25 protein-coding genes are annotated in these 24169 nt (G+C 67.6%); 21 read left to right on the top strand and 4 right to left on the bottom strand.

Annotated elements, in window-relative coordinates:
• The first annotated feature begins 20 nt into the window (after positions 1-20).
• From LH19_RS00650 to LH19_RS00675, 6 genes are all read left to right on the top strand, one after another.
• Complete coding sequence (locus LH19_RS00650) at positions 21-944, top strand: hypothetical protein (protein WP_145923314.1); 924 nt, start codon at positions 21-23, stop codon at positions 942-944.
• A 13-nt stretch (positions 945-957) separates the two neighbouring features.
• Entirely contained in the window at positions 958-1644 is a 687-nt protein-coding gene (locus LH19_RS00655; protein ID WP_054724016.1) for a fumarylacetoacetate hydrolase family protein, read from the top strand.
• A 112-nt stretch (positions 1645-1756) separates the two neighbouring features.
• Entirely contained in the window at positions 1757-3385 is a 1629-nt protein-coding gene (locus LH19_RS00660; RefSeq protein ID WP_054724018.1) for a thiamine pyrophosphate-binding protein, read from the top strand.
• Positions 3382-4824, top strand: a complete 1443-nt coding sequence (locus LH19_RS00665; RefSeq protein WP_234716039.1) for an aldehyde dehydrogenase family protein — start codon at positions 3382-3384, stop codon at positions 4822-4824. The genes LH19_RS00660 and LH19_RS00665 overlap by 4 nt, the downstream gene beginning before the upstream one ends.
• Positions 4814-6067, top strand: a complete 1254-nt coding sequence (kynU, locus tag LH19_RS00670; RefSeq protein ID WP_054724020.1) for a kynureninase — start codon at positions 4814-4816, stop codon at positions 6065-6067. The genes LH19_RS00665 and kynU overlap by 11 nt, the downstream gene beginning before the upstream one ends.
• Positions 6068-6089: 22 nt before the next feature.
• Positions 6090-7472 carry an amino acid permease gene (locus tag LH19_RS00675; protein ID WP_054724022.1) on the top strand — a complete coding sequence of 461 codons (1383 nt, stop codon included), beginning with the start codon at positions 6090-6092 and terminating at the stop codon, positions 7470-7472.
• On the opposite strand, the gene LH19_RS00680 is transcribed toward LH19_RS00675, so the two are convergent.
• The gene (locus LH19_RS00680) at positions 7463-8416 is read right to left on the bottom strand and encodes a LysR family transcriptional regulator (protein WP_054724024.1); all 954 of its coding nucleotides are present in this window, start codon (positions 8414-8416) and stop codon (positions 7463-7465) included. The genes LH19_RS00675 and LH19_RS00680 overlap by 10 nt on opposite strands.
• A gap of 162 nt (positions 8417-8578) precedes the next feature.
• On the opposite strand from LH19_RS00680, the gene LH19_RS00685 reads away from it, so the two are divergent.
• A complete protein-coding gene (locus tag LH19_RS00685) occupies positions 8579-9595 on the top strand; it encodes an amidohydrolase family protein (protein ID WP_201258402.1) in 1017 nt (338 codons plus the stop codon).
• Between the two features lie 239 nt (positions 9596-9834).
• Here LH19_RS00685 and LH19_RS00690 read toward each other — a convergent pair whose 3' ends face one another.
• Together LH19_RS00690 and LH19_RS00695 are read right to left on the bottom strand one after the other, a co-directional pair.
• A complete protein-coding gene (locus tag LH19_RS00690; protein ID WP_054586458.1) occupies positions 9835-10281 on the bottom strand; it encodes a VOC family protein in 447 nt (148 codons plus the stop codon).
• Between the two features lie 13 nt (positions 10282-10294).
• Positions 10295-11098, bottom strand: coding sequence for an aspartate dehydrogenase (locus LH19_RS00695; RefSeq protein ID WP_054724026.1), 804 nt, complete (start codon positions 11096-11098; stop codon positions 10295-10297).
• A 187-nt stretch (positions 11099-11285) separates the two neighbouring features.
• Between LH19_RS00695 and LH19_RS00700 the strand changes: the two genes are divergently transcribed.
• The 14 genes from LH19_RS00700 (at position 11286) to dmpG (ending at position 23071) form a co-directional block, all read left to right on the top strand.
• A complete protein-coding gene (locus tag LH19_RS00700; RefSeq protein ID WP_054732785.1) occupies positions 11286-12113 on the top strand; it encodes a sulfite exporter TauE/SafE family protein in 828 nt (275 codons plus the stop codon).
• Between the two features lie 152 nt (positions 12114-12265).
• Complete coding sequence (locus tag LH19_RS00705; protein ID WP_054732787.1) at positions 12266-13180, top strand: fumarylacetoacetate hydrolase family protein; 915 nt, start codon at positions 12266-12268, stop codon at positions 13178-13180.
• Between the two features lie 3 nt (positions 13181-13183).
• The gene (locus tag LH19_RS00710) at positions 13184-14239 is read left to right on the top strand and encodes an ABC transporter substrate-binding protein (RefSeq protein WP_054724028.1); all 1056 of its coding nucleotides are present in this window, start codon (positions 13184-13186) and stop codon (positions 14237-14239) included.
• Positions 14236-14793 (top strand): VOC family protein, encoded by a 558-nt coding sequence (locus tag LH19_RS00715; protein WP_054724029.1) that lies wholly within the window; start codon positions 14236-14238, stop codon positions 14791-14793. Before LH19_RS00710 ends, LH19_RS00715 begins: the two co-directional genes overlap by 4 nt.
• A complete protein-coding gene (locus LH19_RS00720) occupies positions 14790-15542 on the top strand; it encodes an ABC transporter permease (RefSeq protein ID WP_054724031.1) in 753 nt (250 codons plus the stop codon). The genes LH19_RS00715 and LH19_RS00720 overlap by 4 nt, the downstream gene beginning before the upstream one ends.
• The gene (locus tag LH19_RS00725; protein WP_054732790.1) at positions 15539-16288 is read left to right on the top strand and encodes an ABC transporter ATP-binding protein; all 750 of its coding nucleotides are present in this window, start codon (positions 15539-15541) and stop codon (positions 16286-16288) included. Before LH19_RS00720 ends, LH19_RS00725 begins: the two co-directional genes overlap by 4 nt.
• Positions 16288-17115: an alpha/beta fold hydrolase gene (locus tag LH19_RS00730; RefSeq protein WP_054724033.1), complete on the top strand. Its 828-nt coding sequence runs from the start codon at positions 16288-16290 to the stop codon at positions 17113-17115. Before LH19_RS00725 ends, LH19_RS00730 begins: the two co-directional genes overlap by 1 nt.
• Positions 17112-18584 carry a 2-hydroxymuconic semialdehyde dehydrogenase gene (locus tag LH19_RS00735; RefSeq protein ID WP_054724036.1) on the top strand — a complete coding sequence of 491 codons (1473 nt, stop codon included), beginning with the start codon at positions 17112-17114 and terminating at the stop codon, positions 18582-18584. The genes LH19_RS00730 and LH19_RS00735 overlap by 4 nt, the downstream gene beginning before the upstream one ends.
• Before the next feature lie 9 nt (positions 18585-18593).
• Positions 18594-19373 (top strand): 2-keto-4-pentenoate hydratase, encoded by a 780-nt coding sequence (locus LH19_RS00740; protein WP_054724038.1) that lies wholly within the window; start codon positions 18594-18596, stop codon positions 19371-19373.
• Positions 19370-19801: a RidA family protein gene (locus tag LH19_RS00745; RefSeq protein ID WP_054724040.1), complete on the top strand. Its 432-nt coding sequence runs from the start codon at positions 19370-19372 to the stop codon at positions 19799-19801. Before LH19_RS00740 ends, LH19_RS00745 begins: the two co-directional genes overlap by 4 nt.
• A 4-nt stretch (positions 19802-19805) precedes the next feature.
• The gene (locus tag LH19_RS00750) at positions 19806-20330 is read left to right on the top strand and encodes a 3-hydroxyanthranilate 3,4-dioxygenase (protein WP_054724042.1); all 525 of its coding nucleotides are present in this window, start codon (positions 19806-19808) and stop codon (positions 20328-20330) included.
• Complete coding sequence (locus LH19_RS00755; RefSeq protein WP_054724043.1) at positions 20327-21106, top strand: 2-keto-4-pentenoate hydratase; 780 nt, start codon at positions 20327-20329, stop codon at positions 21104-21106. The genes LH19_RS00750 and LH19_RS00755 overlap by 4 nt, the downstream gene beginning before the upstream one ends.
• A gap of 4 nt (positions 21107-21110) precedes the next feature.
• A complete protein-coding gene (locus tag LH19_RS00760) occupies positions 21111-22052 on the top strand; it encodes an acetaldehyde dehydrogenase (acetylating) (RefSeq protein WP_054724045.1) in 942 nt (313 codons plus the stop codon).
• Positions 22049-23071: a 4-hydroxy-2-oxovalerate aldolase gene (gene dmpG, locus LH19_RS00765; protein ID WP_054724047.1), complete on the top strand. Its 1023-nt coding sequence runs from the start codon at positions 22049-22051 to the stop codon at positions 23069-23071. Before LH19_RS00760 ends, dmpG begins: the two co-directional genes overlap by 4 nt.
• 19 nt (positions 23072-23090) lie before the next feature.
• Here the strand turns inward: dmpG and LH19_RS00770 are convergent, their stop codons facing one another.
• Positions 23091-24044, bottom strand: coding sequence for a beta-propeller fold lactonase family protein (locus tag LH19_RS00770; RefSeq protein WP_145923315.1), 954 nt, complete (start codon positions 24042-24044; stop codon positions 23091-23093).
• Positions 24045-24169: the final 125 nt, after the last annotated feature.

Below are 24169 nucleotides of genomic sequence, written 5' to 3' on the forward strand. Positions count from 1 at the left end.
CCCCTGACTGGAGAATGATTATGCGCGCATGTCATATCGCGCTGGCGGGAGCATTGCTCCTCGCCGGATGCTCGAACGCACCCGCCGAAAAGACCGCGGAGAAACCCGCCGAACCCGCCGGCGACAACATCCTCCACATCAGTTGGGGCGGGATTGCCGAGGCCGATGCGGGCGAGGCGAAACGGCATTGGTCGACCTGGGCGATCAACCTCGTCGACGGCGGGCCGGCCTATGGCTGGCTGTCGGACAAGGGCGTGACCCTGCCGCACGCGCTGAACTTCGAACTCGCGGGCAATGGCAAGATCGCGGCGGTCGCGCTCGACAACCGCTTCGAGCCGGTGGTGCGCGAGGATGGATCGATGTCGCAGACCGCCGAAGGATCGCCGGTGCGGCGTTTCGCATTGCTCGGCTCGGCCAAGGGGCCCGAGGGGCCGTATGCGACGCTCGTCGAGGGCGAGGCGAAAGCCGACGCGCAGACGGTGGTGAAATTGCCGAAGGAAGCCTCGGCGCGTTGGCTGCGGCTGCGCATCGACAGCAATTGGGCGGGGAAGGGGCAGACGCGCCTGTCGGACCTCGCGGTTCTCGGCACGCTCGAACAGCGCGGCGGCGGGGCGATCGCGGATGGGGACGCGAGCGGCATCTATGCCCACGAATATGGCCCGATCGCGTTACGGCAGCAGGGCACCGAGGTCTTCGGCTGCTACAACGACGGGCTCGGCACGCTGAGCGGGACGGTGTTCGGCCGCATCATGCGCCTCGCCTGGTTCTCGAAGGAAGAAGGCAGCATCGGTTCGGCGACGCTGGTCGCGGCGAACGGCAAGCTCTATGGCTTCTGGTATCGCCCCGAAGACAAGATGGGCAGCCCGTGGAATGCGGTGAGGGAGAGCGGCCTCGACGGCGCCGACCTCGGCAAGTGCCGCGCGGCGCTCTATCCGCCTGCCTGACGCCGAGGATATTATGACCAGCCCGAATTTTTCCGTAGCCGTGCCGAGTGTCGAAATTGCGGGGAGCGCCGGGCGCTTCCCGGTCCGGCGCATCTTTTGCGTCGGCCGTAACTATGCCGAGCATGCGCGCGAGATGGGCGGTTCGCCCGAGCGTGAGCCGCCCTTTTTCTTCGCCAAGCCCGCCGATGCGGTTGTTGGCGGGACGGCGGAGATCGCGATGCCGCCGCGGACCGCCAACCTGCATCACGAGATCGAGCTTGTCGTTGCGCTCGGCCGCGGCGGCCGCGACATTGCCGAGGACGCGGCGATCGCGGCGGTGTTCGGCTATGCGGTCGGCAACGACCTGACGCGCCGCGACCTGCAGGCGGAGGCAAAGGGCGCCGGGCGGCCGTGGGACATGGCGAAAGGTTTCGACCATAGCGCGGTCATTTCGCCGATCCGTCCCGCTGCCGAGGTCGGCCATCCGGCGAACGCGCGCATCTGGCTCTCGGTCAACGGCGAATTGCGGCAGGAAGGCGACATCGCCGACATGATCTGGCCCGTCGCCGACATTATCGGCGAACTGTCGACCTATGTCGAACTGAAGGCCGGCGACCTCATCTACACCGGCACCCCCGCCGGCGTCGGCCGGATCGTCGCGGGCGACCTCGTCGAAGGCGGCATCGACGGCATCGGGACGATCGCCAACCGCTTCGCCTGATCCCGCCTTATAACGGATAGAGTATATCGGGACGGCCTTTCGGTATTATTTGTTTATGACGGAGGCGCCTAGGCCGGTGGCCGGAAGACGGCTCTCGCATGAAGGATCGCGCATGAAATCGACCAATGTTGCCCGCAACGTCGTGGGGGCGCTCCGCGACATGGGCGTGCGCCACGTCTTCGGCGTGCCGAGCGGCGGCTGGGTCGACTATATGGAGGCGATCCGCACCACCGACGGCATCGACTTCGTGCTGGCGAGCCATGAAGGCGGCGCGGGTTTCATGGCCGATATCTGCGGGCGGCTGACCGGCGTTCCCGGCGTCTGTTTCGGCACCTTCGGCCCCGGCGCGACGAACCTTGCGACCGGCGTCGGCGGCGCGACGCTCGACCGTTCGCCGATGATCGCGCTGACCGATGAAATGCCCGCGGCGTTGCGCGGCCGCACGGTGCAGATGGCGATCGACCATCAGGCGCTGTTCGCGCCGCTGACCAAGGCGACGATGCGGATCGAGGCCGATACCGCGGTCGCGACGCTCGCCGACGCCGCGCGCATCGCACTCTCGGGCCGCCCCGGCGCGGTGCATGTCGGCCTGCCGCAGGGGATGAGCGCGGTTGCGGTCGAGGCTACGGCCATCGGCGCCATCGCCGCCGACCCGGTTCCGGCGCCCGCCGCGACTGATATCGACGCGCTGACCGCAGCCTTTGCCGCCGCCGCGAAGCCCGCGCTCGCCATCGGCCTCGGCGCCGTCCACGCTCGCGTGCAGGATCGCATCGTGGCGCTCGCCGAGCGCTTCGGTCTTCCGGTGCTGCTGACCCCGATGGCGAAGGGCATGGTCGCCGAGGATCATCCGAGCTATGCCGGCGTCCTCTTCCACGCCCTCTCCGACCTGGTCGGCAAGACGCATGCCGAGGCCGATCTGGTCGTCGCGGTCGGTTACGATCCGATCGAGTTCAATTACGAAAGCTGGATGAAGGACGGGCTCGCGCTCGCCAGCATCGACATCGCGCCCGCCGACATCGATCGCGAGAAGCATCCGGTTGTCGCCGAGGTCGTCGGGGCCATTGCCCCCGCGCTCGACGCGCTGCTCGCGCTTCCTGCGGCGGCGAAGGGCTGGGACCTCGCCGCGCTCGCGACACGCAAGGCAGCGATGTTCGCCAAGCTCGCGGGGCGCGAGGGGCCTTTCGGCCCGTGCGCCGCGCTCGACGTGCTGCGCGATGTCCTACCCGATGACGGCATCATGACCTGCGACGTCGGCGCACACACGCATCTGATCGGCCAGCATTGGCGGACGCCGAAACCCGGCACGCAGATCATGACCAACGGCTGGTCGGCGATGGGCTTCGGGTTGCCAGCGGCGATCGCCGCGAAGCTCTGCCGCCCCGATACGCCGGTGTGCTGTGTGCTCGGCGACGGCGGTTTCCTGATGACCGCGGGCGAGCTTGCGACCGTGGTGCGCGAAAAGCTGCCGCTGGTCATCGTTATCTTCACCGACAACGACCTCGCGCTGATCCGCATCAAGCAGGAAAAGAAGCAGAACCCGATCTATGGCACGCCCGTCCGCGCCGAAGGAACGATCGGCGGGCCTTCGCTGTTCGGCGTCCCGGTGACGGTCGCGCGCGATCCGGCCGAATTCCGCGCCGCGCTCGAAGCCGGTTTTGCCGCAGATGGCCCGGTGATCGTCGAGGCGCTGCTCGACAGCCGCGAATATGACGAGCTGGTGCTGCGCAAGGACAAGCCATGATGCACAGGGCGTTCGACAGCGGCCGGTCGCTGTTGATCGGCGGCCGCTGGGAAGCGGCGGCGCAGACGATGGAGGTCATAAACCCGTGGTCGGGCGAGGCGCTCGGCGCGGTCGCCTGCGCCGATGCCGGCCATGTCGAGCGCGCGGTGGCGAGCGCGGTGCGCGGCGCCGAAGCGATGCGCGCGCTGGCGACGGGCGAACGCTCGCGCATCCTTCACGCCGCCGCGGCGGCGCTCGAGGGCGACGCCGAACGCTTCGCCGCCGCGATCACAGCCGAGACGGGCAAGCCGATCCGCAGCGCGCGGCGCGAGGTAGCGCGCGCGGTCAACACGCTGCGCCTGTCGGCCGAGGAAGCGGTGCGCCTCGCGGGCGAGACGATCGCCTTCGACAGCTTTCCCGGCGGCGAGGCGCGGTCCGGGCATTATGTCTATGAACCCGTCGGCGTCATTGCCGCGATCACCCCGTTCAACGATCCGCTCAACCTCGTTTGCCACAAGCTCGGCCCGGCCTTTGCGGCGGGCAATGCGGTGGTGCTGAAGCCCGCCGAGCAGGCGCCGCTCGTCGCGATCATGCTCGCGCGGCTGCTGCTCGCAGCGGGCCTGCCCGCCGAGGCGCTTTGCCTGCTCACCGGGCGCGGCGGCGATTTCGGCGACGCGCTGACCGCGCATCCCGACGTGGCGATGGTCAGCTTCACCGGCGGCGCGAAGGTCGGCGAGGCGATCTGCCGCGCGGCGGGGATCAAGCGGCTCGCGATGGAACTTGGCGGCAACGGCCCGGTGATCGTGATGGACGACGCCGATATCGAAAAGGCGGCGGCCGCCTGCGTATCGGGCGCGTTCGGCGCGGCGGGGCAGAATTGCATCGGGGTCCAGCGCATTTACGTTCATGACGCCGTCCATGACGCCTTTGCCGATGCGCTGGTCGCGGCGACCGCCGCGCTGCGCGTCGGCGATCCGACGGACGACGAAACCGACATCGGCCCGATGATCGGCGGCGCCGAAGCCGAACGCATCCTAGCCTGGACCGAGGAAGCCGTCGCGCGCGGCGCGACGCTGCTGGCGGGCGGCGAGCGCGCCGGAACGCTGATGCGCCCGACCCTGCTCGCCGACGTCGCCGACGATGCGCGCGTCGCCTGCCACGAAGCGTTCGGGCCGGTGGTCAGCCTGTTCCGCTTTACCGATCTCGACGCCGCGATCGACGCCGCGAATCGCGCCGATTATGCGATCCACGCCGCGATCTTCACCGAATCGCTCCGCACCGCGCGGCGGGTTGCCGGCCGGCTGCGCGCCGCGGGGGTGATGATCAACGATTCGACCGACTACCGCCTCGACGCGATGCCGTTCGGCGGCGCGGGGCGGGGGAATATGGGGCGCGAGGGCGTGCGTTTCGCCGCGCGCGAAATGTCGCAGACGAAGGTAATATGCTTCCATGACGCCTGATACAGCAACGCTCGACCGCGCCGCGTGCGAGGCGATGGATCGCGCCGACCCGCTCGCGCCGCTGCGCGACCGCTTCCACCTGCCCGAAGGGATGATCTATCTCGACGGCAATTCGCTCGGCGCGATGCCGAAGGGGGCGGCGGCGCGCGCGCACGAGGTGGTGACGCGCGAATGGGGCACCGACCTGATCAAGAGCTGGAACAGCGCCGGCTGGTTCGACCTGCCGGTGCGGCTCGGCGACAAGCTCGCGCCGCTGGTCGGCGCGGCGCCGGGCGAAGTCGTGATCTGCGATTCGACGAGCCAGAATTTGTTCAAGGTGCTGTCGGCTGCGGTCGCGCTGCGCCCCGACCGCAGCGTACTGATCCTCGAAGGCAGCAATTTCCCGACCAACAATTATATCGCCGAGGGCGTCGCCGCGGCGACCGGCGGCCGCGTATCGGTGCGGCTCTGCGAAAAGGACGAGATCGCGGGGGCGATCGACGCGGACACGATCGCGGTCGCGATCACCCATGTCCATTACAAGTCGGGCCATGTCCACGACATGGCGGCGATCACCGCCCGCGCGCACGAAGCCGGCGCGCTCGCGATCTGGGACCTCTGCCACAGCGCCGGAGCGATGCCGGTCGACCTGGGTGGCGCGGGCGCCGATTTCGCGGTCGGCTGCACCTATAAATATCTGAACGGCGGCCCCGGCTCGCCCGCCTTCCTGTTCGCGGCCAAGCGCCATCAGGGACAGGCGCTGCAACCGGTCACCGGCTGGTGGGGGCATGCCGCCCCCTTCGCGTTCGAGCCGGGATACCGGCCGCAGCACGACATCCGCCAGTTCCTCATCGGCACCCAGCCGATCGTGTCGATGGCGCTCGTCGAGACCGGGCTCGATATTCACCTCGCGGCCGACATGGGCGCGATCCGCGCCAAATCGATGGCGCTCACCGACCTCTTCATCCGCCTCGTCGAGGCGCGCTGCGCGGGGCACGGCTTCACGCTCGCCTCGCCGCGCGACGCGGCGGCGCGCGGCAGCCAGGTGTCCTTCGCGCATGCCGAGGGCTATCCGGTCATGCGCGCGCTGATCGCCGCCGGCGTGATCGGCGATTTCCGCGCCCCCGACACGGTGCGCTTCGGCTTCACGCCGCTTTATACCGGCTATGCCGATGTGTGGGACGCGGTCGACCGGCTCGTGAGCATCATGGACGGCGGCATCTGGAAATTGCCCGAGCATCAGGTCCGCGACGCGGTTACATAAGCGAGCGGCGAGGGGGACGATAATGGACGAACAGGCGTATCTCGATCGCGAGGCGGGGCTCGAACGCGGGCTGACCAAGGCGCAGATCATCATGATCGGCCTCGGCGGCGCGATCGGCACCGGCCTGTTCATGGGGTCGGGCATCGCCATCGGCTATGCCGGGCCGGGCGTCCTCCTCAGTTATCTGATCGCCGCGCTGGTCGCGGTGATCATGGTGTTCAGCCTCTCCGAAATGGCGGTCGTCCACCCGACCGCGGGCTCGTTCGGCACCTATGCCGAAATCTACCTCGGCCCGATGATGGGCTTTATCGTGCGTTACACCTACTGGATCCAGCAGGTGCTGCTGATCGGCAGCGAGGCGGTCGCGGTCGGCATCTATATGCGCTGGTGGCTGCCCGATACGCCGGTGTGGATGTGGGCGCTCGGCAGCGCCGCGACGGTCGTCTGGGTCAACACCCGCGCGGTGCACAATTTCGGTTCGGTCGAATATTGGCTGACGGTGATCAAGGTGTCGGCGATCGTCGCGTTCATCGTCGTCGGCCTCAGCCGCATCTTCGGTATCGTCGGCGATCCCGTCGGGCTGCACAATGTGACCGGGCTGCCGGGCGGTTTCCTGCCCAACGGCTTCTCCGGCGTGTGGCTCGCGGTGCTGATGGCGCTCTTCTCGTTCATGGGGCTCGAATTCGTCGTCGGCACCGCGAGCGAGGCGAAGGATCCGAAGACCGCGATTCCCGCCGCGCTGCGCACGATGGCGGGGCGCCTGTTCCTCTTCTACATCCTCGCGCTGTTCATCATCGTCGCCTTCCTGCCGTGGACGCAGTCGGGCGCGAAGGTCGTCACCGAAAGCCCGTTCGTGAAGATGTTCGCGAGCGCGGGCATTCCCTATGCGGCAGGGGTGATGAATTTCGTCGTCGCCTCGGCGGCGCTGTCGGCGATGAACACCAGCATCTATCTGGGCTCGCGCATGCTCTTCTCGCTCGCGCGCGGTGGCTATGCGCCGCGGACGCTCGGCGAACTCAATGCGCAGCATGTGCCGATGCGCGCGACGATCGTTACCGGCGTCGGCATCCTCGCCGCCGCGTCGGTGTCGATCCTGACCCCGCTCGCCTATAACTACCTCTTCGGCATCGTGCTGTTCGGCGGCCTCCTCGTGTGGAGCGCGATCCTCGTCAGCCACCTCCGCTTCCGCGCCCGGCACAAGGCAGCCGACCTGCCCGTCCGCATGCCCTTCTTCCCCTATGCGCAGCTATTGGGGCTGGCATTGCTCGCCGCGATCACGATCACCATGGCGATCGACGCCGACTGGCAGGTCGCGGTGTTCGCCGGCGTGCCGTGGCTGGTCCTGATTACGACCGCCTATTTCGTCTGGCGGCGCGTGGCGCGGGGTTCGGCGGCTCAGGCCTGATCCTGCCCCAGCTCGGCGCGGATTTCGGCCGCGACCTCGCCGACCACGTCCATGAAATAGGCGGCGGCTGCCGACAGCTCGACATTGGCGTGCATCGTCGCGCCGATCCGCGAGCCCGCCCCCTCCAGCGTCACCGGCAAGGCGACCAGCCCGGCCTGGCTCAGCCCGACCTGATGCGGCATCGCGGCGAGCATGTCGGTGTTCATCAACAGCGCATGGTTGGTCAGGATCGACACCGATTCGATGACGTCGAGCGGCGGCTCCAGATCCTCGTGGCGAAAGGCCTGATCGATCTGGCGGCGGAGCGAGGTCTGGTTCGGCGGCATCACCCACGCCTGTTCGACCAGATCGGCGAGCGTCAGCGACGCGCGTTCGGTGAGCGGATGCCCCGCGCGGACCATGATCGACACGGTGTCGAGATAGAGCACCTCCTGCCGCAGCCCCTCGCGTTCGCGATATTCGGGCAGCCGTCCCAGCACGACGTCGATGTCGCCGGTGCGCAGCCCGGGCATCAGCCGGTCGATCGTCCCCTCGGCGACCGTCACCGCGATCCCCGGCCGCCGCTCGCGCAGCCGCGCCAGCGCGCGCGGCAGCAGCGAGGTCGAGGCGGCGAGCAGCGTCCCGACATGGACGCGTCCCGACAGCCCTTCCTCGAGCGACTGGAGTTCCTCGCTTGCGTGGCGAAGCTGCGCAAGGATCAGCTTGGCATGCTTGATCATCACCTTGCCGAAATCGGTCGGCGTGACGCCGCGCGACGAGCGTTCGAAGAGCTGGACGCCGAGTGCGTCCTCGAGCTCCTTGATGCTTTTCGTCGCCGCCGGCTGCGCGATGTTGAGCGCCTGCGATCCCTTCAGCACCGTGCCTTCGTCGGCGATCGCCGTGAGCAGGCGAAGCTGGCGCAGCTTCAGCCGACTCAGCAGGAAATTCTCATGAAACTTCGGCATGATAGACTCTCCACCCCGTTCCCGACGGTTATAGCCATTTTGTAATAGCTGGGGCAAGTCTCTGGATTATTGTTGATAGCTGCGCCTCGTTACTCACCCTCATGGCCCGCGCGCATCTGCGACCCGCGGGATGACCGACGGGACAGGGGTGCGGCGACGATCATGACTGGAAATGGTGCGAAACAGGCGGCTGTGATCGATATGCACAGCCACTTCTTCCCGGCGATGGACGCCGCCTATCGCGCGCGGGCCGAGGCCGAGGGGCTGCCTTGGCTGCGCGACGGCGGCGACGGCACGGGCTTCATCATGCAGGGCGCGAAGGAGTTCCGCCCGGTCGACGACATCCTCTGGGACCCGGCGCGGCGCGTCGAGGCGCTCGACGAGCAGGGCATCGACCTCCAGATCGTCTGCGCGACGCCGATCATGTTCGGCTACAGCCGCCCGGCGCAGCAGGCGCTCGAATGCGCCGAGCGCTTCAACGATGCCGCGCTCGAATTCTGCGCCCATGCGCCCGAGCGGATGAAGGCGCTTGCGCAAGTGCCGCTGCAGGATATCGACCTGTCGTGCCGCGAGGTCAGCCGGGCGATGGCCAGCGGCCACCTCGGCGTCCAGATCGGCAATCACATGGGGCTGCGCAATCTCGACGACGAAGGCATATTGACCTTCCTCACCCATTGCGCCGAGGTCGGCGCCGCGGTGCTCGTCCATCCATGGGACATGATGGCGCGCGAACGCATGCCCAAATATATGCTCCCCTGGCTCGTCGCGATGCCCGCCGAGACGCAACTCTCGATCCTCTCGCTGATCCTGTCGGGTGCGTTCGACCGTCTGCCGAAGAACCTCCGCATCTGCTTCGGCCATGGCGGCGGCAGCTTTGCCTTCCTGCTCGGCCGCGTCGAAAATGCCTGGAAATACCGCGACATCGTCCGCGTCGACTGCCCCAATCCGCCGTCGACCTATGTCGACCGCTTCTTCGTCGATTCGGCGGTGTTCGACCCGCGCGCGCTGACCCTGCTGGTCGAGGTGATGGGCGAGGACCGCATCCTGCTCGGCTCCGACCACCCCTTTCCGCTCGGCGAGCAGGATATCGGGGCGCTGGTGCGCGACCATGACGGGCTGTCGGCGGCGCAGAAGGCGAAGATCCTCAGCGGCAATTCGCGGACCTTCCTGAATCTGTAGCTATCGCGAGTGTCGGCTTTTGGAGTGGGAAGCGGGCGTTCCATACCCAACCCTCGTCATTCCCGCGAAAGCGGGAACCCAGAGCGTGCGTCGATCTGCCCCACACTGGGTTCCCGCTTTCGCGGGAATGACGAAGTAAGGGACGTCCGCTTCCGGCTGAGACCCGCTGCTTCCCGAAAACCTAAAAAAGCCGCCGGAGCGTTCGCTCCGGCGGCTTTTCATATCGAGGACAACAAGCGTCACGCCGCCGGCGGCACACCCTTGAAGCTTTCGGTCCCGGCCCAGCCGCGTTCGGACACATCGACCATCACATTCTCCGGCCCCGCCATCTTGTATTCGGCGTTGTCCTTGGCGGGATTCTTGCCCAGCCCCTGCGCCAGGTTGACGTCGTGGCGCGGTGCATAGCCCGAATTTTCGAAGCGCTCGACGACCGCGTTGATGTCGTCGCACTGAAAGCCGATGTGGTGCAGCCCGGTATAACCCTCGGGGAACTCCATCCCCGCGGCGGGGCGGTTCTTGAAGCAGAGCAGCGCGATATTGATGTGGCCGTCGGTGACATAATAGCCGCGCGCGTTGCGGCTATCGATCTTGCCGGCGACGGTCCAGCCGAGGACGTCGGTGAAGAAGCCGACCGAATTGTCGGGGTCGGCGGACGCGATCGCCACATGGCGGAGGCGGGTGGTCATTGGTGAGGCCTTTCTATGTTCCGATGCGAATGGGACTGACGAGGTCGTTCAACGCCGCGACGATGCTTTGCGCGGTGATCCGGCCGGTGCCGGGGTTCTCGACGGTGGGAATATTCTCGATCGACAGTTCGAAGCGCGCGCTGTCCGAATCGACAATGATGCGGTGCGTATTGCGTTCGAGCGCGGGGTCGGCCCAGATCTCGAGCTGCGTCCGCGCGGGGCCGATCCCCGCCATGCCGAGCGCCGCGGCGACGTTGACGTTGGCGGGAAAGGCGATCGCGCCTTCGAGCGCGCTGCCTTCGAAGATCTTCAGCGGTTCGGTCAGGCCGGTGAGGTCGATGTTGTTGCGCACGACATGCTCGGCCTTGACCAGCGACTTCACCGGCTTGCGCGTCACCATCGTCACCGAATGGATCGTGCCGACCGCAGCGGCGCGCACCGCGTCGAGCCCGAGCAAGGCGCCGGTGGCGAGGACGATACGGCCGCCGTGCGCGCGCGCGATGTCGGTCGCCTCGGGCCATTGCATCAGCGCCGCGCCGCTCACCGTCACCAGCGTCTTGCCCGCGCTGAGCGTTGCGGTGGCGATGTCGCGGAACGCCGCGGTCGGCGCGCTGTCGACGATGACGTCGGACAGCGCGACGAGTTCGGCGGTATCGACGATCGGCACCGGCCTTTCGAGCGCGGCCATCGCGGCCGCCGCGCGGCCCCGGTCGCCGGCGGAAACCGCCGCCAGCGTCAGCGGCAGTTCGCTCGCTTCGATATGGCGCGCGACGACGCGGCCGATGGTGCCGAATCCGGCAATGCCCACTTTTGTCATGTCCGCCGCGCTACGGCGTCTTTCCTATATGGGAAAATAGTCTTTGGCGGCCCTTCTATCTGCAAATCGATATAGCTTGGGCTTTCGGATCGGATATATATTTTTGATTATATACAGGCGCTGTTTCTATCTTTGACGGCATATGCGACACGCCGCACAAGTCGGGCTGACCTTTTGGGGGAAGTCGATGCCCGATGTGCTGAACGGAGAGATGCTGACGCTCGCGGCGATGATGCTGGTGACGGGCGCCGTCGGCGGCGTGATCGCCGGCATGCTCGGTGTCGGCGGCGGCATCGTCATCGTGCCGGTGCTCGACCTCGTCCTCGCCTCGTTCGGCATCGACGGCGATGTCCGCATGCACGTCACCGTCGCGACCTCGCTGGCGACGATCATTCCCACCGCCATCTCTTCCTCGCGCGCGCATGAAGCGAAGGGTGCGGTCGATCACGATCAGCTCAAACACTGGGCCATTGCGATCTTCCTTGGCGCGATCGCCGGCGTCGTGCTGGCCAGCCGCGTGTCGGGCGATGTGCTGTCGGCGGTGTTCGGCATCGTCGCGCTGCTCGTCGCGATCAAGATGCTGCTGCCGCTCGAAGGCAAACATATCGCCGACGCGGTCCCGGGCGGCGTGGCGGGGCAGGCCATTCCGTTCGCGATCGGCGGCATTTCCAGCATGATGGGGATCGGCGGCGGCACGCTCAGCGTCCCCGTGATGACCCTGTTCAACGTCCCCATCCACCGCGCCGTCGGCACCGCGGCGCTGTTCGGCCTGCTGATCAGCGCCCCGGCGACGGTGGCTTTCATCATCGCCGGCTGGCATGTCGAAGACCTGCCGCCCGGCAGCCTCGGCTATGTCAATCTGATCGGCCTCGCGATCATCGCGCCGGTGTCCTACCTCACCGCGCCGTGGGGCGCGCGCATCGCGCATGCCCTGTCGAAACGGCAGCTCAGCCTGCTGTTCGGCCTGTTCCTCACCATCGTCGCGGTGCGCATGCTGCTCCGGGCCTTCGGGTGAGCCGCGATGCCGCCTCCTATAAGAAAATCGGCCCGCCCTATGCGCAACGCATATTGGATCGCCGCGCCGCGCTCGCGCAGATCGGGGGCGCCATGGCGCTCGGCTGCGCGGCCCCGGCGCTCGCCCGTCCCACTGCAAAGAAAGAGAGACGCATGACCTGGTTTGCCCTTGCCACCCGCGCCACCCCCGAAGGTCCGCGCGCGACGATCCGGGTCGGCGATGCCTTCCACGACCTGCACGATGCCGCCGCGAAACTGGGTTTCGCCGCCGTCGCGGGCGACGTCACCGCGATCGTCCGCGACTGGGATGCACGCCGCGACGGCCTGTTCGCGCTCGCCCGGGCGCTCGGTGCGGGATCGGGAACGGTCGCCGCGCCGCAGCTCGCGGCGCCGTTCGAGCCGCGCCGCATCTTCGCCGCTGCATCGAACTTCATCGAACATGCCGAAGAGATGCAGACCAAGCTCGCGGCGAAGGCCGAGAGCGAGCCCTATATCTTCCTCAAGACCGTCGAGAGCGTCGTCGGCCCCGGCGCGACCGTGGTCGTCCCGCCGCAGGTGTCGCGCCCCGACTGGGAGGTCGAACTCGGCGTCGTGCTTGGCCGCGCGGGCAAGAATGTCGCGGTCGATGCCGCGCACGAAATGATCGCGGGCTATACCATCGTCAACGACGTCTCGGCGCGCGACCGCACCCGGCGCACCGACTTTCCCTTCTCGCACGACTGGTTCCGCGGCAAGAGCTTCGATAGCTTCACGCCATTGGGGCCGGTGTTCGTGCCGCGCGACTGCCTCGGCGATCCGCACGACGTCCGGCTGGGGCTCAAGGTCAATGGCGAGGCGATGCAGGACGGCAACACGTCGGAGATGATCTTCAACATCTACGAACAGATCGCCTATCTTTCGACGATCCTCGAACTCAAGGCGGGCGACCTCATCGCCTCGGGCACCCCCGCCGGGGTCGGCATGGGGCGCGGCGTCTTCCTCAAGGACGGCGACGTGATGAGCGCGTGGGTCGACGGGATCGGCGAACTGGTGAACCCCGTTTCCGCCCCGCACCTGCCGCGGAGCTGAGCGATGGCCGCCTTTTCCCGCCGCTCGCTCATCGCGCCGTTGCTGATCGTCGCGGCGATTGCGGGCCTGACGTTGTGGAGCGCCTTTGGCGGCAGCGCGCCGAAGACCGCGCAGGCCGACGATGCGCGCGCCACCCCGCTCAAAAATGTCCGCTTCAATATGGCCTGGCTGCCGCAGGGCAGCATGGCGGGCATCTTCGTCGCGATCGACAAGGGCTATTTCGCCGACGCCGGGCTCGCCGTCGAACCGGTGCGCGGCTTCGGCGGCATGCGCACCGCGAACGAGCTCGATCAGGGCATGTTCGAATTCGCCTACATCGACCCGCTGTCGGTCGCGCTCAACCGCTCGAAGGGCGGCGGCGTCCGCATGGTCGGCGGCATCAACATGCAGCTTCCCGCTGGCGCCTGCTTCGTCAGGGAGCGGCACAAGATTGCGAAGCCCGCCGACCTTGCCGGCCTGCGCTTCGGCGCCGGGCAAAGCTCGATGATCCAGGCTTTGCTCCCGGCGTGGCTCAAGGCCAATGGCGTCGATCCGGCGCAAGTCGAGCAGATCCAGCTCGACCCAGCGATCGTCGTCTCCTCGCTCGTCGAGGGGCGGATCGATGCCGCCGAATGCTGGCTCGGCAATTCGATGGCGCTGTTCGACAAGGCGGCGAAGGCAAAGGGCGTGACGATCGGGCGCATCGGCTATGCCGACTTCGGGCTCGACATCTATGGCAGCGGTTTCGCGACGCAGGATGCGCTGATCGAGAAGGACCCCGATCTGGTGCGCGCCTTCCTCAAGGCCGCCTATCGCGGTTACGCCGACGCGGCGCGCGATCCCAAGGGCGCGCTCGCGATCATCCGCAAATCCTATCCGCTGCTCGACGAGGCGGTGACCGAACGCCAGATCCGCGAAACCGCGGCGCTGATGGCCGCCGAGGGCGGCTCGCACCGCCTGAAACCCGAAAAGGTCGAACGCACCGTCACCTATCTGCAGGCGAGCGGCCAGCTTCAGGGTTTCGACCAGGCGCCGCAGCTTTTCACCAACAGCTTCATCCCGATGGGGAACCAGCCATGACCGATCCCGCCTCCTACCGCCCGCGCCCGACGCGGCTCGGCCACCTCGTGCTCAAGGTGCGCGACATCGACCGCAGCCTTGCCTTTTACACCGAGGTCGTCGGGCTCAGCGTGTCCGACTGGATCGACCATCATATGGTCTTCCTGCGCGCCGGCGAGGATCACCACGACCTTGCGCTGCTCCAGCTTCCGCCAGGGCACAGCGCCATCCCCGAAGGCCATTATCCGGCGGTCGAGCATTTCTCCTATCGCCTCGAAACGCTGGCCGAGATGGAGCAGGTTGCCGCGATGCTCGTCGCGCGCGGCATCACGATCGACCGCGGCATCGGCAAGCATGGCCCGGGGGCGAACAGCTTCCTCGTCTTTCGCGATCCCGACGGCAACAATGTCGAATTTTACACCGACATGACGCAGATCACCGCCGAACAGCCCTATGAAGCATCGGTGTGGGACGGCAAGGACCTCGAAACCTTCGACCGCTGGCACCTCGATCGTTTCCTCGTGCCGCCGCCGGCGCGCATCCTCGCCTTGCTCGACAAGGATGGCGACGCATGAGCCGGTTGTTCAGCCGCGACGCCGCGATCAGCATCGCCTTCTTCGCCGCGCTTGGGCTCGCATGGGAATATGGCGTCCGCTGGTCGGGGGTGCAGTCCTACCTGCTGCCGCCGCCGAGCGCGATCCTCGGCGAATTGTGGCAATCGCGCGGGCCGATCCTGTCGCAAAGCCTCGTCACGCTGACCGAGGTCTTCTGGGGCTTCGTCATCGCGGTCGCGCTCGGCGTCCCCGTCGCGACGCTGATCTATTTCTCGCGCACCGCGAAGCGTACCGTCTATCCGCTGTTCGTCGCGTTGCAGAGCATCCCCAAGATCGGGCTCGCGCCGCTGATCGTCGTCTGGTTCGGTTACGGGCTGACGTCGAAGCTGATCATGGCCTTCCTCTTCGCTTTCTTCCCGATCATCATCGCGACATTGGGCGGGCTGGCGAGCACCCCGGCGCATCTCGAAGAGCATTTCCGGGCGCTGCGCGCGACGCCGATGCAGGGCTTCTGGCGGCTGCGCGTCCCCGCCGCGCTGCCGAGCTTTCTCGACGGCTGCAAGGTCGCGATGCCGCTCGCGGTGATCGGCGCGGTGGTCGGCGAATTCGTCGGTTCGAACGACGGGCTCGGCAATCTCATCCTCACCGCCTCGGGGTCTGGGCACACGACATTGACCTTTGCGGCGCTGATTGCGGTGACCGTCCTGTCGCTCCTCCTCTTTTACGGCGTCGCCTATTGGGAACGCTTCATCTGGTGGCGGGCAGCATGAGCGCGGTGATCTCCATGGCCGGCGCCGGCAAGGCGTTCGACGGCCGCAAGGTGCTGGCCAATGTCAGCGCCGAGATCGGCGCCGCCGAATTCGTCTCGGTGCTCGGCCCCTCGGGTTGCGGCAAGAGCACGCTGCTCCGCCTGATCGCCGGGCTCGAGCCCTTCGATGACGGCGGCATCCTGTTCAACGGCGCGGTGGTGCAGGCACCGTCGCCCGATATGGGCTTCGTGTTCCAGACGTCGAACCTGCTGCCCTGGCTCAATGTCCGCGACAACCTGCTGCTCGGGGTCGATCTCGACCCGGCGGCGAAGCGCCCCGACGTCGCGGCGCTGGCCGAGCTCGTCGAGACATTGGGGCTGACGGGGTTCGAGGACAGCCATCCGCACCAGCTTTCGGGCGGCATGCGCCACCGCGTCGCGATCGGGCAGGCGCTCGCCCGCGGGCCGCAGGTGCTGCTGATGGACGAGCCGTTCGGCGCGCTCGACGCACTGACCCGCGACCGGCTCAACATGGAATTGCTGCGCATCTGGCAGCGCGATCGCAAGACGGTGCTGCTCGTCACCCACAGCATTTCGGAGGCGGTGCTGCTGTCCGACCGCGTGCTCGTGATGTCGGAGCGGCCGGGGACGATTATCGAGGATGTCCGCATCGACCTGCCGCGCCCGCGCGATCCGAGCACGACGCGCGAGGATCCGGCGTTCGGCGACTATGTCGTGCGGCTCAGCAAATTGATGGGGGTATCGTGATGGACAGCGGGATGCTGGCAACTGCCGGCGCCGAAATCTACTGGCAGGCGCACGGGGCCGGTCCGGCGGTCGTGCTCGCGCACGGCATCGGCGGCAATCATGCGATCTGGTACCGCCAGCTCGATGCGCTGTCGCGCGCGAACCGCGTCATCACCTTCGACCATCGCGGCTTCGGCCTCTCGCGCGATCATGACGGGCGCGGCCGCGACGCCTTCGTCGACGACCTGGCGGCGCTGCTCGACCATCTCGGCGACGCGAAGGTCGCGCTCGTCGGCCAGTCGATGGGCGCGGGCACCTGCATCGGCTTCGCGCACCGGTCGCCCGAACGCGTCGCGGCGCTCGCCATCTGCGACAGCCTGCACGGCATCGTCGAGAGCGGCGAGGTGAAGGCGATGATGGACGCGGCGCGGGCGCACACCGCCACGCTGCCGCAGGTCGAGCGCGTGCTCGGCGCCGGCGCTGGGCCCGAGCTCGCGGCGCTCTACCGTCAGATCGCCAGCTTCAACGCCGCCGACCGCCACAGCCTGACCGGCCGCTTCGAGCCGCGCCCGGCCGCCGACCTTGGCGGCAAGGGCTTCCCGATCCTTTTCCTGTCGGGCGTCGACGATATCCTCTTCCCGATCGAGGCGGTGCGGCTCGCGCAGGCCGAAGTCGCGGGCTCTTTCCTCGTCGAGGTCAACGACGCGGGCCATTCGGCCTTCCTCGAGGCGCCGGTGCAGTTCAACGACACGATCCTGTCGCTGCTCCAGATGGCGGGGCATGTCGGCAAGGCGGGCGCGGCGCACAGCAACGCTGCGGGCTATGTCCCGGTCGGGGGTGCGGCGTGACCGGCTATCCTTTCGCTGACCGGCCCGTTCTCAATTATGTCGACGGCGCCTTCGTCGAGGGCGAGAGCTGGTTCGACAATGTGAACCCCGTCGACGGCAGCGTCGCCGGACGCGTGTCGCAGGCGAGCCGCGACCTCGTCGACCGTGCCGTCGCCGCCGGGCGCGCCGCGCTCAAGGGACCGTGGGGCAAGATGTCGCAGGCCGAGCGCTGCAAGCTGCTTGTCCGCATCGCCGAGGGGATCGAGGCGCGCTTCGATGAATTCGCCGCCGCCGAGATCGCCGACACCGGCAAGTCGCTGCATCAGGCGCGCACGATCGACATTCCGCGCGGCGCCGCCAATTTCCGCGCCTTCGCCGCACTCGCCGAGGCGCGCGCGATGCCGAGCTTCCGCACCGACCTGCCCGACGGGCGCAGCGCGATCAACTATGCGATCGCGCGGCCCTTGGGCGTCGTCGCGATCGTCTCGCCATGGAACCTGCCGCTGCTGCTGATGACATGGAAGGTCGCGCCCGCGCTCGCCTGCGGCAATGTCGTCGTCGTCAAGCCAAGCGAGGAAACGCCGTCGACTGCGACCCTGCTCGGCGAGGTGATGGACGCGGCGGGGGTGCCGCCGGGGGTGTTCAACCTCGTCCACGGTTTCGGCGCCGAATCCACCGGCGAATGGCTGACCGCCAACCCCGATATCGACGCGATCACCTTCACCGGTGAATCGGCGACCGGCGGCGCAATCATGCGCGTCGCGGCGGCGGGGGTGAAACCCGTGTCGTTCGAACTCGGCGGCAAGAATGCCGCGCTCGTCTTCGCCGACTGCGATTTCGACGAGGCGGTCGCGGGGACGGTGCGCTCGGTCTTCTCGAACTGCGGGCAGGTCTGCCTTTGCACCGAGCGCATCTATGTCGAGCGGCCGATTTTCGACCGCTTCGTCGCCGCGCTCGCCGAGCGGGCAAGGACGCTGACCGTCGGCGATCCCTGGTCGGGCGCCGACATGGGGCCGCTGATCTCGCATGGCCATCGCGAGAAGGTGCTCTCCTATTATGCGCTGGCGCGGGAGGAGGGCGCGACGGTCGTCGCGGGCGGGGGCGTTCCCGAACTGGGCGGCGCGCTCGCGGGCGGGGCGTTCGTCGAACCGACGATCCTCACCGGGCTCGGGCCCGATGCGCGCTGCGTGCGCGAGGAGATTTTCGGCCCCGTCTGCCATATTGCACCCTTCGACAGCGAGGATGAAGCGATCGAACTCGCCAACGACACCGACTATGGCCTCGCCGCCGCGATCTGGACGCGCGACGTCGGCCGTGCGCACCGCGTCGCGGCAGAGATGGAAACCGGCATCGTCTGGGTCAATGAATGGTTCCTGCGCGACCTGCGCACGCCGTTCGGGGGCATGAAGCTGTCGGGTATCGGGCGCGAAGGCGGCGAACATTCGCTGGGCTTCTATTCCGAACCGACCAATATCTGCGTGAAACTGTAAGAGGACGATATGGCCGACATTGCTGCCATCGCCGCAAGGCTCGACATCGCCGCCAGCGAGGCAAGGGCGATCCCGCAGATCACCGGGGAAGCCGGAGACCTGCCGCTCGCCGACGCCTATGCGATCCAGCGCGCCGCGATCGACCATCGCCTCGCGCGCGGGGCGACGCTGGTCGGGGTGAAGATGGGCTTCACCAGCGAAGCGAAGATGGTCCAGATGGGGCTCAAGGACCAGATCTGGGGCCGGCTGACCTCCGACATGGTTGTCGTCAACGGCGCCGCGATCGACCGCGCGCGCTTCATCCACCCGCGCGTCGAGCCCGAGGTCGCGGTACGGCTGAAGGCGCCGCTGGCGGGCGAAGTGACGCGCGATCAGGCGCTCGCGGCCATCGATGCGGTCGCCGCGGCGCTCGAGATCATCGACAGCCGCTACGAGAATTTCCGCTTCGCGCTCGGCGATGTCGTCGCTGACAATGCCTCCTCATCTGCCTTCGTCACCGGGCCGTGGCTTGCCGCCGACACCGATATCGCCGATGTCGCGATGGTGATGCGCGTCGACGACGCCGTCGCCGAGACGGGAACCAGCGCGGCGATCCTCGGCGATCCGGTCCGCTCGCTCGTCGCGGCGGCGCGGCTCGCGGGCGCGGCGGGGCTGACGCTCCAGCCGGGCTGGACGGTGATGCTCGGCGGCGCGACCGCGGCGGCGGCGATCGGCGAGGCGCGCAGCGTATCGCTCGACGCCGGCCATCTCGGCCGCGTCGGCTTCACCATCGAAGGAGGCGCGGCATGAGCGAGAGTGAGGGCAGGGTGATCCCCGGCAAGGCGCGCCCGCGCGGCCGCTTTCCGCATTATCGCCGCGCCGGCGATTTCGTCTTCGTCTCGGGCACCAGCTCGCGCCGCGCCGACAACAGTTTCGCAGGCGCCTCGGCCGACGAATATGGCACCCTCACGCTCGACATCGCGGCGCAGACGCGCGCGGTGATCGAGAATATCGGGGCGATCCTTGCCGACGCGGGCGGCTCGCTCGCCGACGTCGTCGACGTGACGAGCTTCCTCGTCAACATGAACGACTTCGGCGGCTATAACGCCGTCTACGCCGAATATTTCGACGAAGCGGGCCCCGCGCGGACGACCGTCGCGGTCCACCAGCTTCCGCACCCGCATCTGCTGATCGAGATCAAGGCGACCGCCTTCATCCCGCGCGCATCGAAAGGATAGCGCCATGCTGAGCTATGGATTGCCCTTCAACTTCCGCGAATGGATCGAGGCGCACCGCGATGTGCTGAAGCCGCCGGTCGGCAATACGCAAATCTGGGAGGATGCCGATTTCATCGTCACCGTCGTCGGCGGTCCGAACCAGCGCACCGACTATCATGTCGACCCGCTCGAGGAGTTTTTCTACCAGATCGAGGGCGACATGAACCTGCGGCTGTGGACCGACGAGGGGCCCAAGGACATGCCGATCCGCGAGGGCGACATCTTCCTCTTGCCGCCGCGCGTCCCGCATTCGCCGCAGCGCCCGGTCGCGGGCAGCGTCGGGCTGGTGATCGAACGCAAGCGCCCCGACGGGCTGATCGATGCCTTCCAATGGTATTGCGACGATTGCGGCCATATCGTCCACCGGGTCGAGGTTCAGCTCCAGAGCATCGTCCGCGACCTGCCGCCCTTGTTCGAGGCCTTTTACGCGAGCGAGGCGCTGCGCACCTGCGGCAACTGCGGCACCGTCCATCCGGGCAAGGCGCGATGACCGCCACCCACGAAGCCGTCGCCCGCCGCCTCCGCGATGCCTATGCGGGCGCGGCGGTCGCGCCGCTGCGCGATGCGCTCGAACCGACCGATGCCGCGGGCGCCTATGCGGTGCAGACGATCAACACGCGTTTCTGGGAAGCACAGGGCCGCCGCATCGTCGGCCGCAAGGCGGGACTGACGGCAAAGGCGGTGCAGGCGCAGCTCGGCGTCGACCAGCCCGACTTCGGGGTGCTGTTCGACGACATGCGCGTCGCCGATGGCGGAACGCTCGACCCGGCGCGGGCGATCCAGCCGAAGGCGGAGGCCGAGATCGCCTTCATTCTCGGCATCGGCCTGCCCGATGCCGATACCACACCCGAACAGGTCGCGGCCGCGGTGGCGAGCGTCCATGCGGCGATCGAGATCGTCGACAGCCGCATCGCCGACTGGAAAATCACCTTTGCCGACACCGTCGCCGACAATGGCTCGTCGGCCTTCTTCGTGCTGGCAGACGACGGCCTGCCGCTCGCCGGGCTCGACCTCGAAGGTGCGGCGATGGAGATGTCGGTGAACGGCGCGGTCGCGTCGACCGGCGTCGGCGCCGCGGCGCTTGGCAACCCGCTCAACGCCGCCGCCTGGCTTGCCCAGACGCTGTCGACGCGCGGCGAGCCGCTGCAGGCGGGCGATATCCTCCTCGCCGGCGCGCTCGGGCCGATGGTCGCGCTGACGCCGGGCGACCAGGTCGAGGCGCGCATCGCCGGCATCGGCACCTGCAGCTTTACGTACAAGGCATAGCGAAATGGCGAAAACCAAAGTCGCGATCATCGGCTCGGGCAATATCGGCACCGACCTGATGATCAAGATCATGCGCCTGTCGGATATCCTCGAAATGGGCGCTTTCGTCGGGATCGATCCCGAAAGCGACGGGCTCAAACGCGCCGAACGGCTGGGCGTGCCGATCACGGCGGATGGCCTCGACGGCCTGATCGCGCTGCCGGGCTTTGCCGATATCGCGATCGTTTTCGATGCGACCTCCGCAGGTGCCCATAAGCACCACAGCGACGTGCTGATCGCGCACGGCAAGCGCGTCGTCGACCTGACCCCGGCGGCGATCGGTCCTTACACGATCCCGCCGGTGAACGGCGACGCGAACCTCGATGCCGCCAACGTCAATATGGTGACCTGCGGCGGGCAGGCGACGATCCCGATCGTCGCCGCGGTGAACCGCGTTTCGAAAGTCCATTATGGCGAGATCGTCGCGTCGATCGCGTCGAAAAGCGCTGGCCCCGGCACCCGCGCCAACATCGACGAGTTCACCGAGACGACAAGCCGGGCGATCGCCGAAGTCGGCGGCGCGACGCGCGGCAAGGCGATCATCGTCCTCAATCCCGCCGAACCACCGCTGATCATGCGCGACACCGTCTATTGCCTCTGCGACGACGCCGACCGCGACGCGATTGCGCAAAGCGTCGAGGATATGGTCGCCGAGGTGCAGGCCTATGTCCCCGGCTACCGGCTCAAACAGGCGGTGCAGTTCGAAAGCATCGGCAGCAACGCACCGCTGCGCATCCCCGAAATGGACGGCAGCTTCACGGGCCTGAAGGTCAGCGTCTTCCTCGAGGTCGAGGGCGCGGCGCATTACCTCCCGGCCTATGCGGGCAATCTCGACATCATGACCTCGGCGGCGCTCAAGACGGCCGAGAAGATCGCGCTCCGCATGAACGAAGGAGTGGCCGCATGAGCTTCGATCCGACGACCACCAAACTCTATATCCAGGACGTCACGCTGCGCGACGGCATGCATGCGATCCGCCACCAATATGGCCTCGGCCATGTGCAGGCGATCGCGAAGGCGCTCGACCGCGCGAAGGTCGACGCGATCGAGGTCGCGCACGGCGACGGGCTGCAAGGGTCGAGCTTCAACTACGGCTTTGGCGCCCACACCGACTGGGACTGGATCGGCGCGGTTGCCGAGGTGCTCGAACATAGCGTGCTCACCACGCTCTTGCTCCCCGGGATCGGTACCATCCACGACCTCAAACATGCTTATGAGATGGGCGTGCGTTCGGTCCGCATCGCGACGCATTGCACCGAGGCCGATGTCGCGAAACAGCATATCGAGTTCGCGCGCGGCATCGGCATGGACGTCTCGGGCTTCCTGATGATGAGCCATATGTCGGAGCCCGAACCGCTCGCGGCGCAGGCGAAGCTGATGGAAAGCTATGGCGCGCATTGCGTCTATGTCACCGACAGCGGCGGCGCGCTGACGATGGACCAATATGCGGCGCGGCTGCAGGCGTACGACCGGGTGCTGAAGCCCGAGACCCAGCGCGGCGTCCACGCGCACCACAACCTCAGTCTCGGGGTCGCGAACAGCATCGTCGCCGTACAGAATGGCGCGGTGCGCGTCGATGCGAGCCTCGCCGGGATGGGCGCGGGCGCGGGGAATGCGCCGCTCGAAGTGTTTATCGCTGCGGCCGACGTGCATGGCTGGAACCATGGCTGCGACCTTTACGCGCTGATGGATGCGGCCGAGGACCTCGTCCGCCCGCTGCAGGACCGCCCGGTGCGCGTCGACCGCGAGACGCTGACGCTGGGATACGCGGGGGTCTACTCCAGCTTCCTTCGCCATGCCGAAAAAGCCGCCGCCGAGCACGGCCTCGATACCCGCGCCATCCTCGTCGAACTCGGACGCCGCAAAATGGTCGGCGGACAGGAAGACATGATCGTCGACGTCGCGCTCGACATGCTGAAACAATAGCCGCCGATCGGCCGCCGGTTCAGGGCGCGATGGCCAGCCCGTCGCCGTTCTTGCCCGCGCCGATCCGCCGCAGCACGGCGCCGCTCGCGACATCGATTTCGGCGATCTTGTCGTGCCCCGTCTCGGCGGCATAGAGCCGCGTCGAATCGCTGCTGAACAGCAAGGTCACCTGCCCCGCGGCGGCGTCGCCCGACACCTTGATCGTGCGCAGCAGTACGCGCGTTTCGGCGTCGAACAGGCTGATCGTGCCGCTCGCGATATTGCTCGTCGCAATGAGCTTGCCGTCGGGGCTCGCCAATACGCGGATCGCCACCGGGTCGACCGGCTGTTCGGCGATCTTTTCGCTCTTTGCCGTATCCCACACCGACACCCGCGGCGCGTCGAGGTCGCCGACCCACAGTTCGCGCCCGCCTTTCGCCAGCGCCAGCCCCTCGGGCTTGCCGCCGATCGTCAGGTCGCGCAGCTTCTTTCCATCCTGCAAGTCGAGCACGCTCACCGTCCCCGATCCGATATTGGCGACATAGGCGGTGCGGTTGTCGGGCGCGACGGCAACCATGTGCGACCCTTTCTGCCCGGTCGAAATCGAGGCGACCGTGCCGTCGGGCGCCACGACCGCGATCGATTCGCTGCCTTCGGTCGTCGCGACGAGCCGCCCGTCGGACAGCCACAGCAGCCCGTGCGGCCGCTGGTTCGGGCTGAGGTCGATCGTCTTCAGCTTCGTCCGCGCCGCGACATCGAAAATGTCGATCGTCGTGCCGCCATAGGCGACCACCGCCGCCTGCTTGCCGTCGGGCGAGATTGCGATCTCGTGCGGCATCTTGCCTGTCGGCAGCCGCGCGATTTCCTCGCCCGACGCCAGCGCGATGACGCTCAGCGTGTCTTCGCTCTTGTTGCCGACCAGCAAGGTCTCGGCCGCCGCGGGCGTCATCGGCAACAGCAACGGGCAAAGCAGCAGGGCAAGGGCACGGCGCATGGCAGGACTCCGGTTGGACCGACGCAGCCTACCGTGCCGCGCCGTTCAGGCAAGCGCCGATGCATGACGTTTTGTTAACTGGGCTCGGCCCACCGGCCGCCATAGCCCTCGCCGCGGCGGCATGT

Origin of the sequence: Sphingopyxis macrogoltabida, assembly GCF_001314325.1 — a bacterium.
In the GTDB taxonomy this organism is placed as follows: Bacteria; Pseudomonadota; Alphaproteobacteria; order Sphingomonadales; family Sphingomonadaceae; genus Sphingopyxis; species Sphingopyxis macrogoltabida.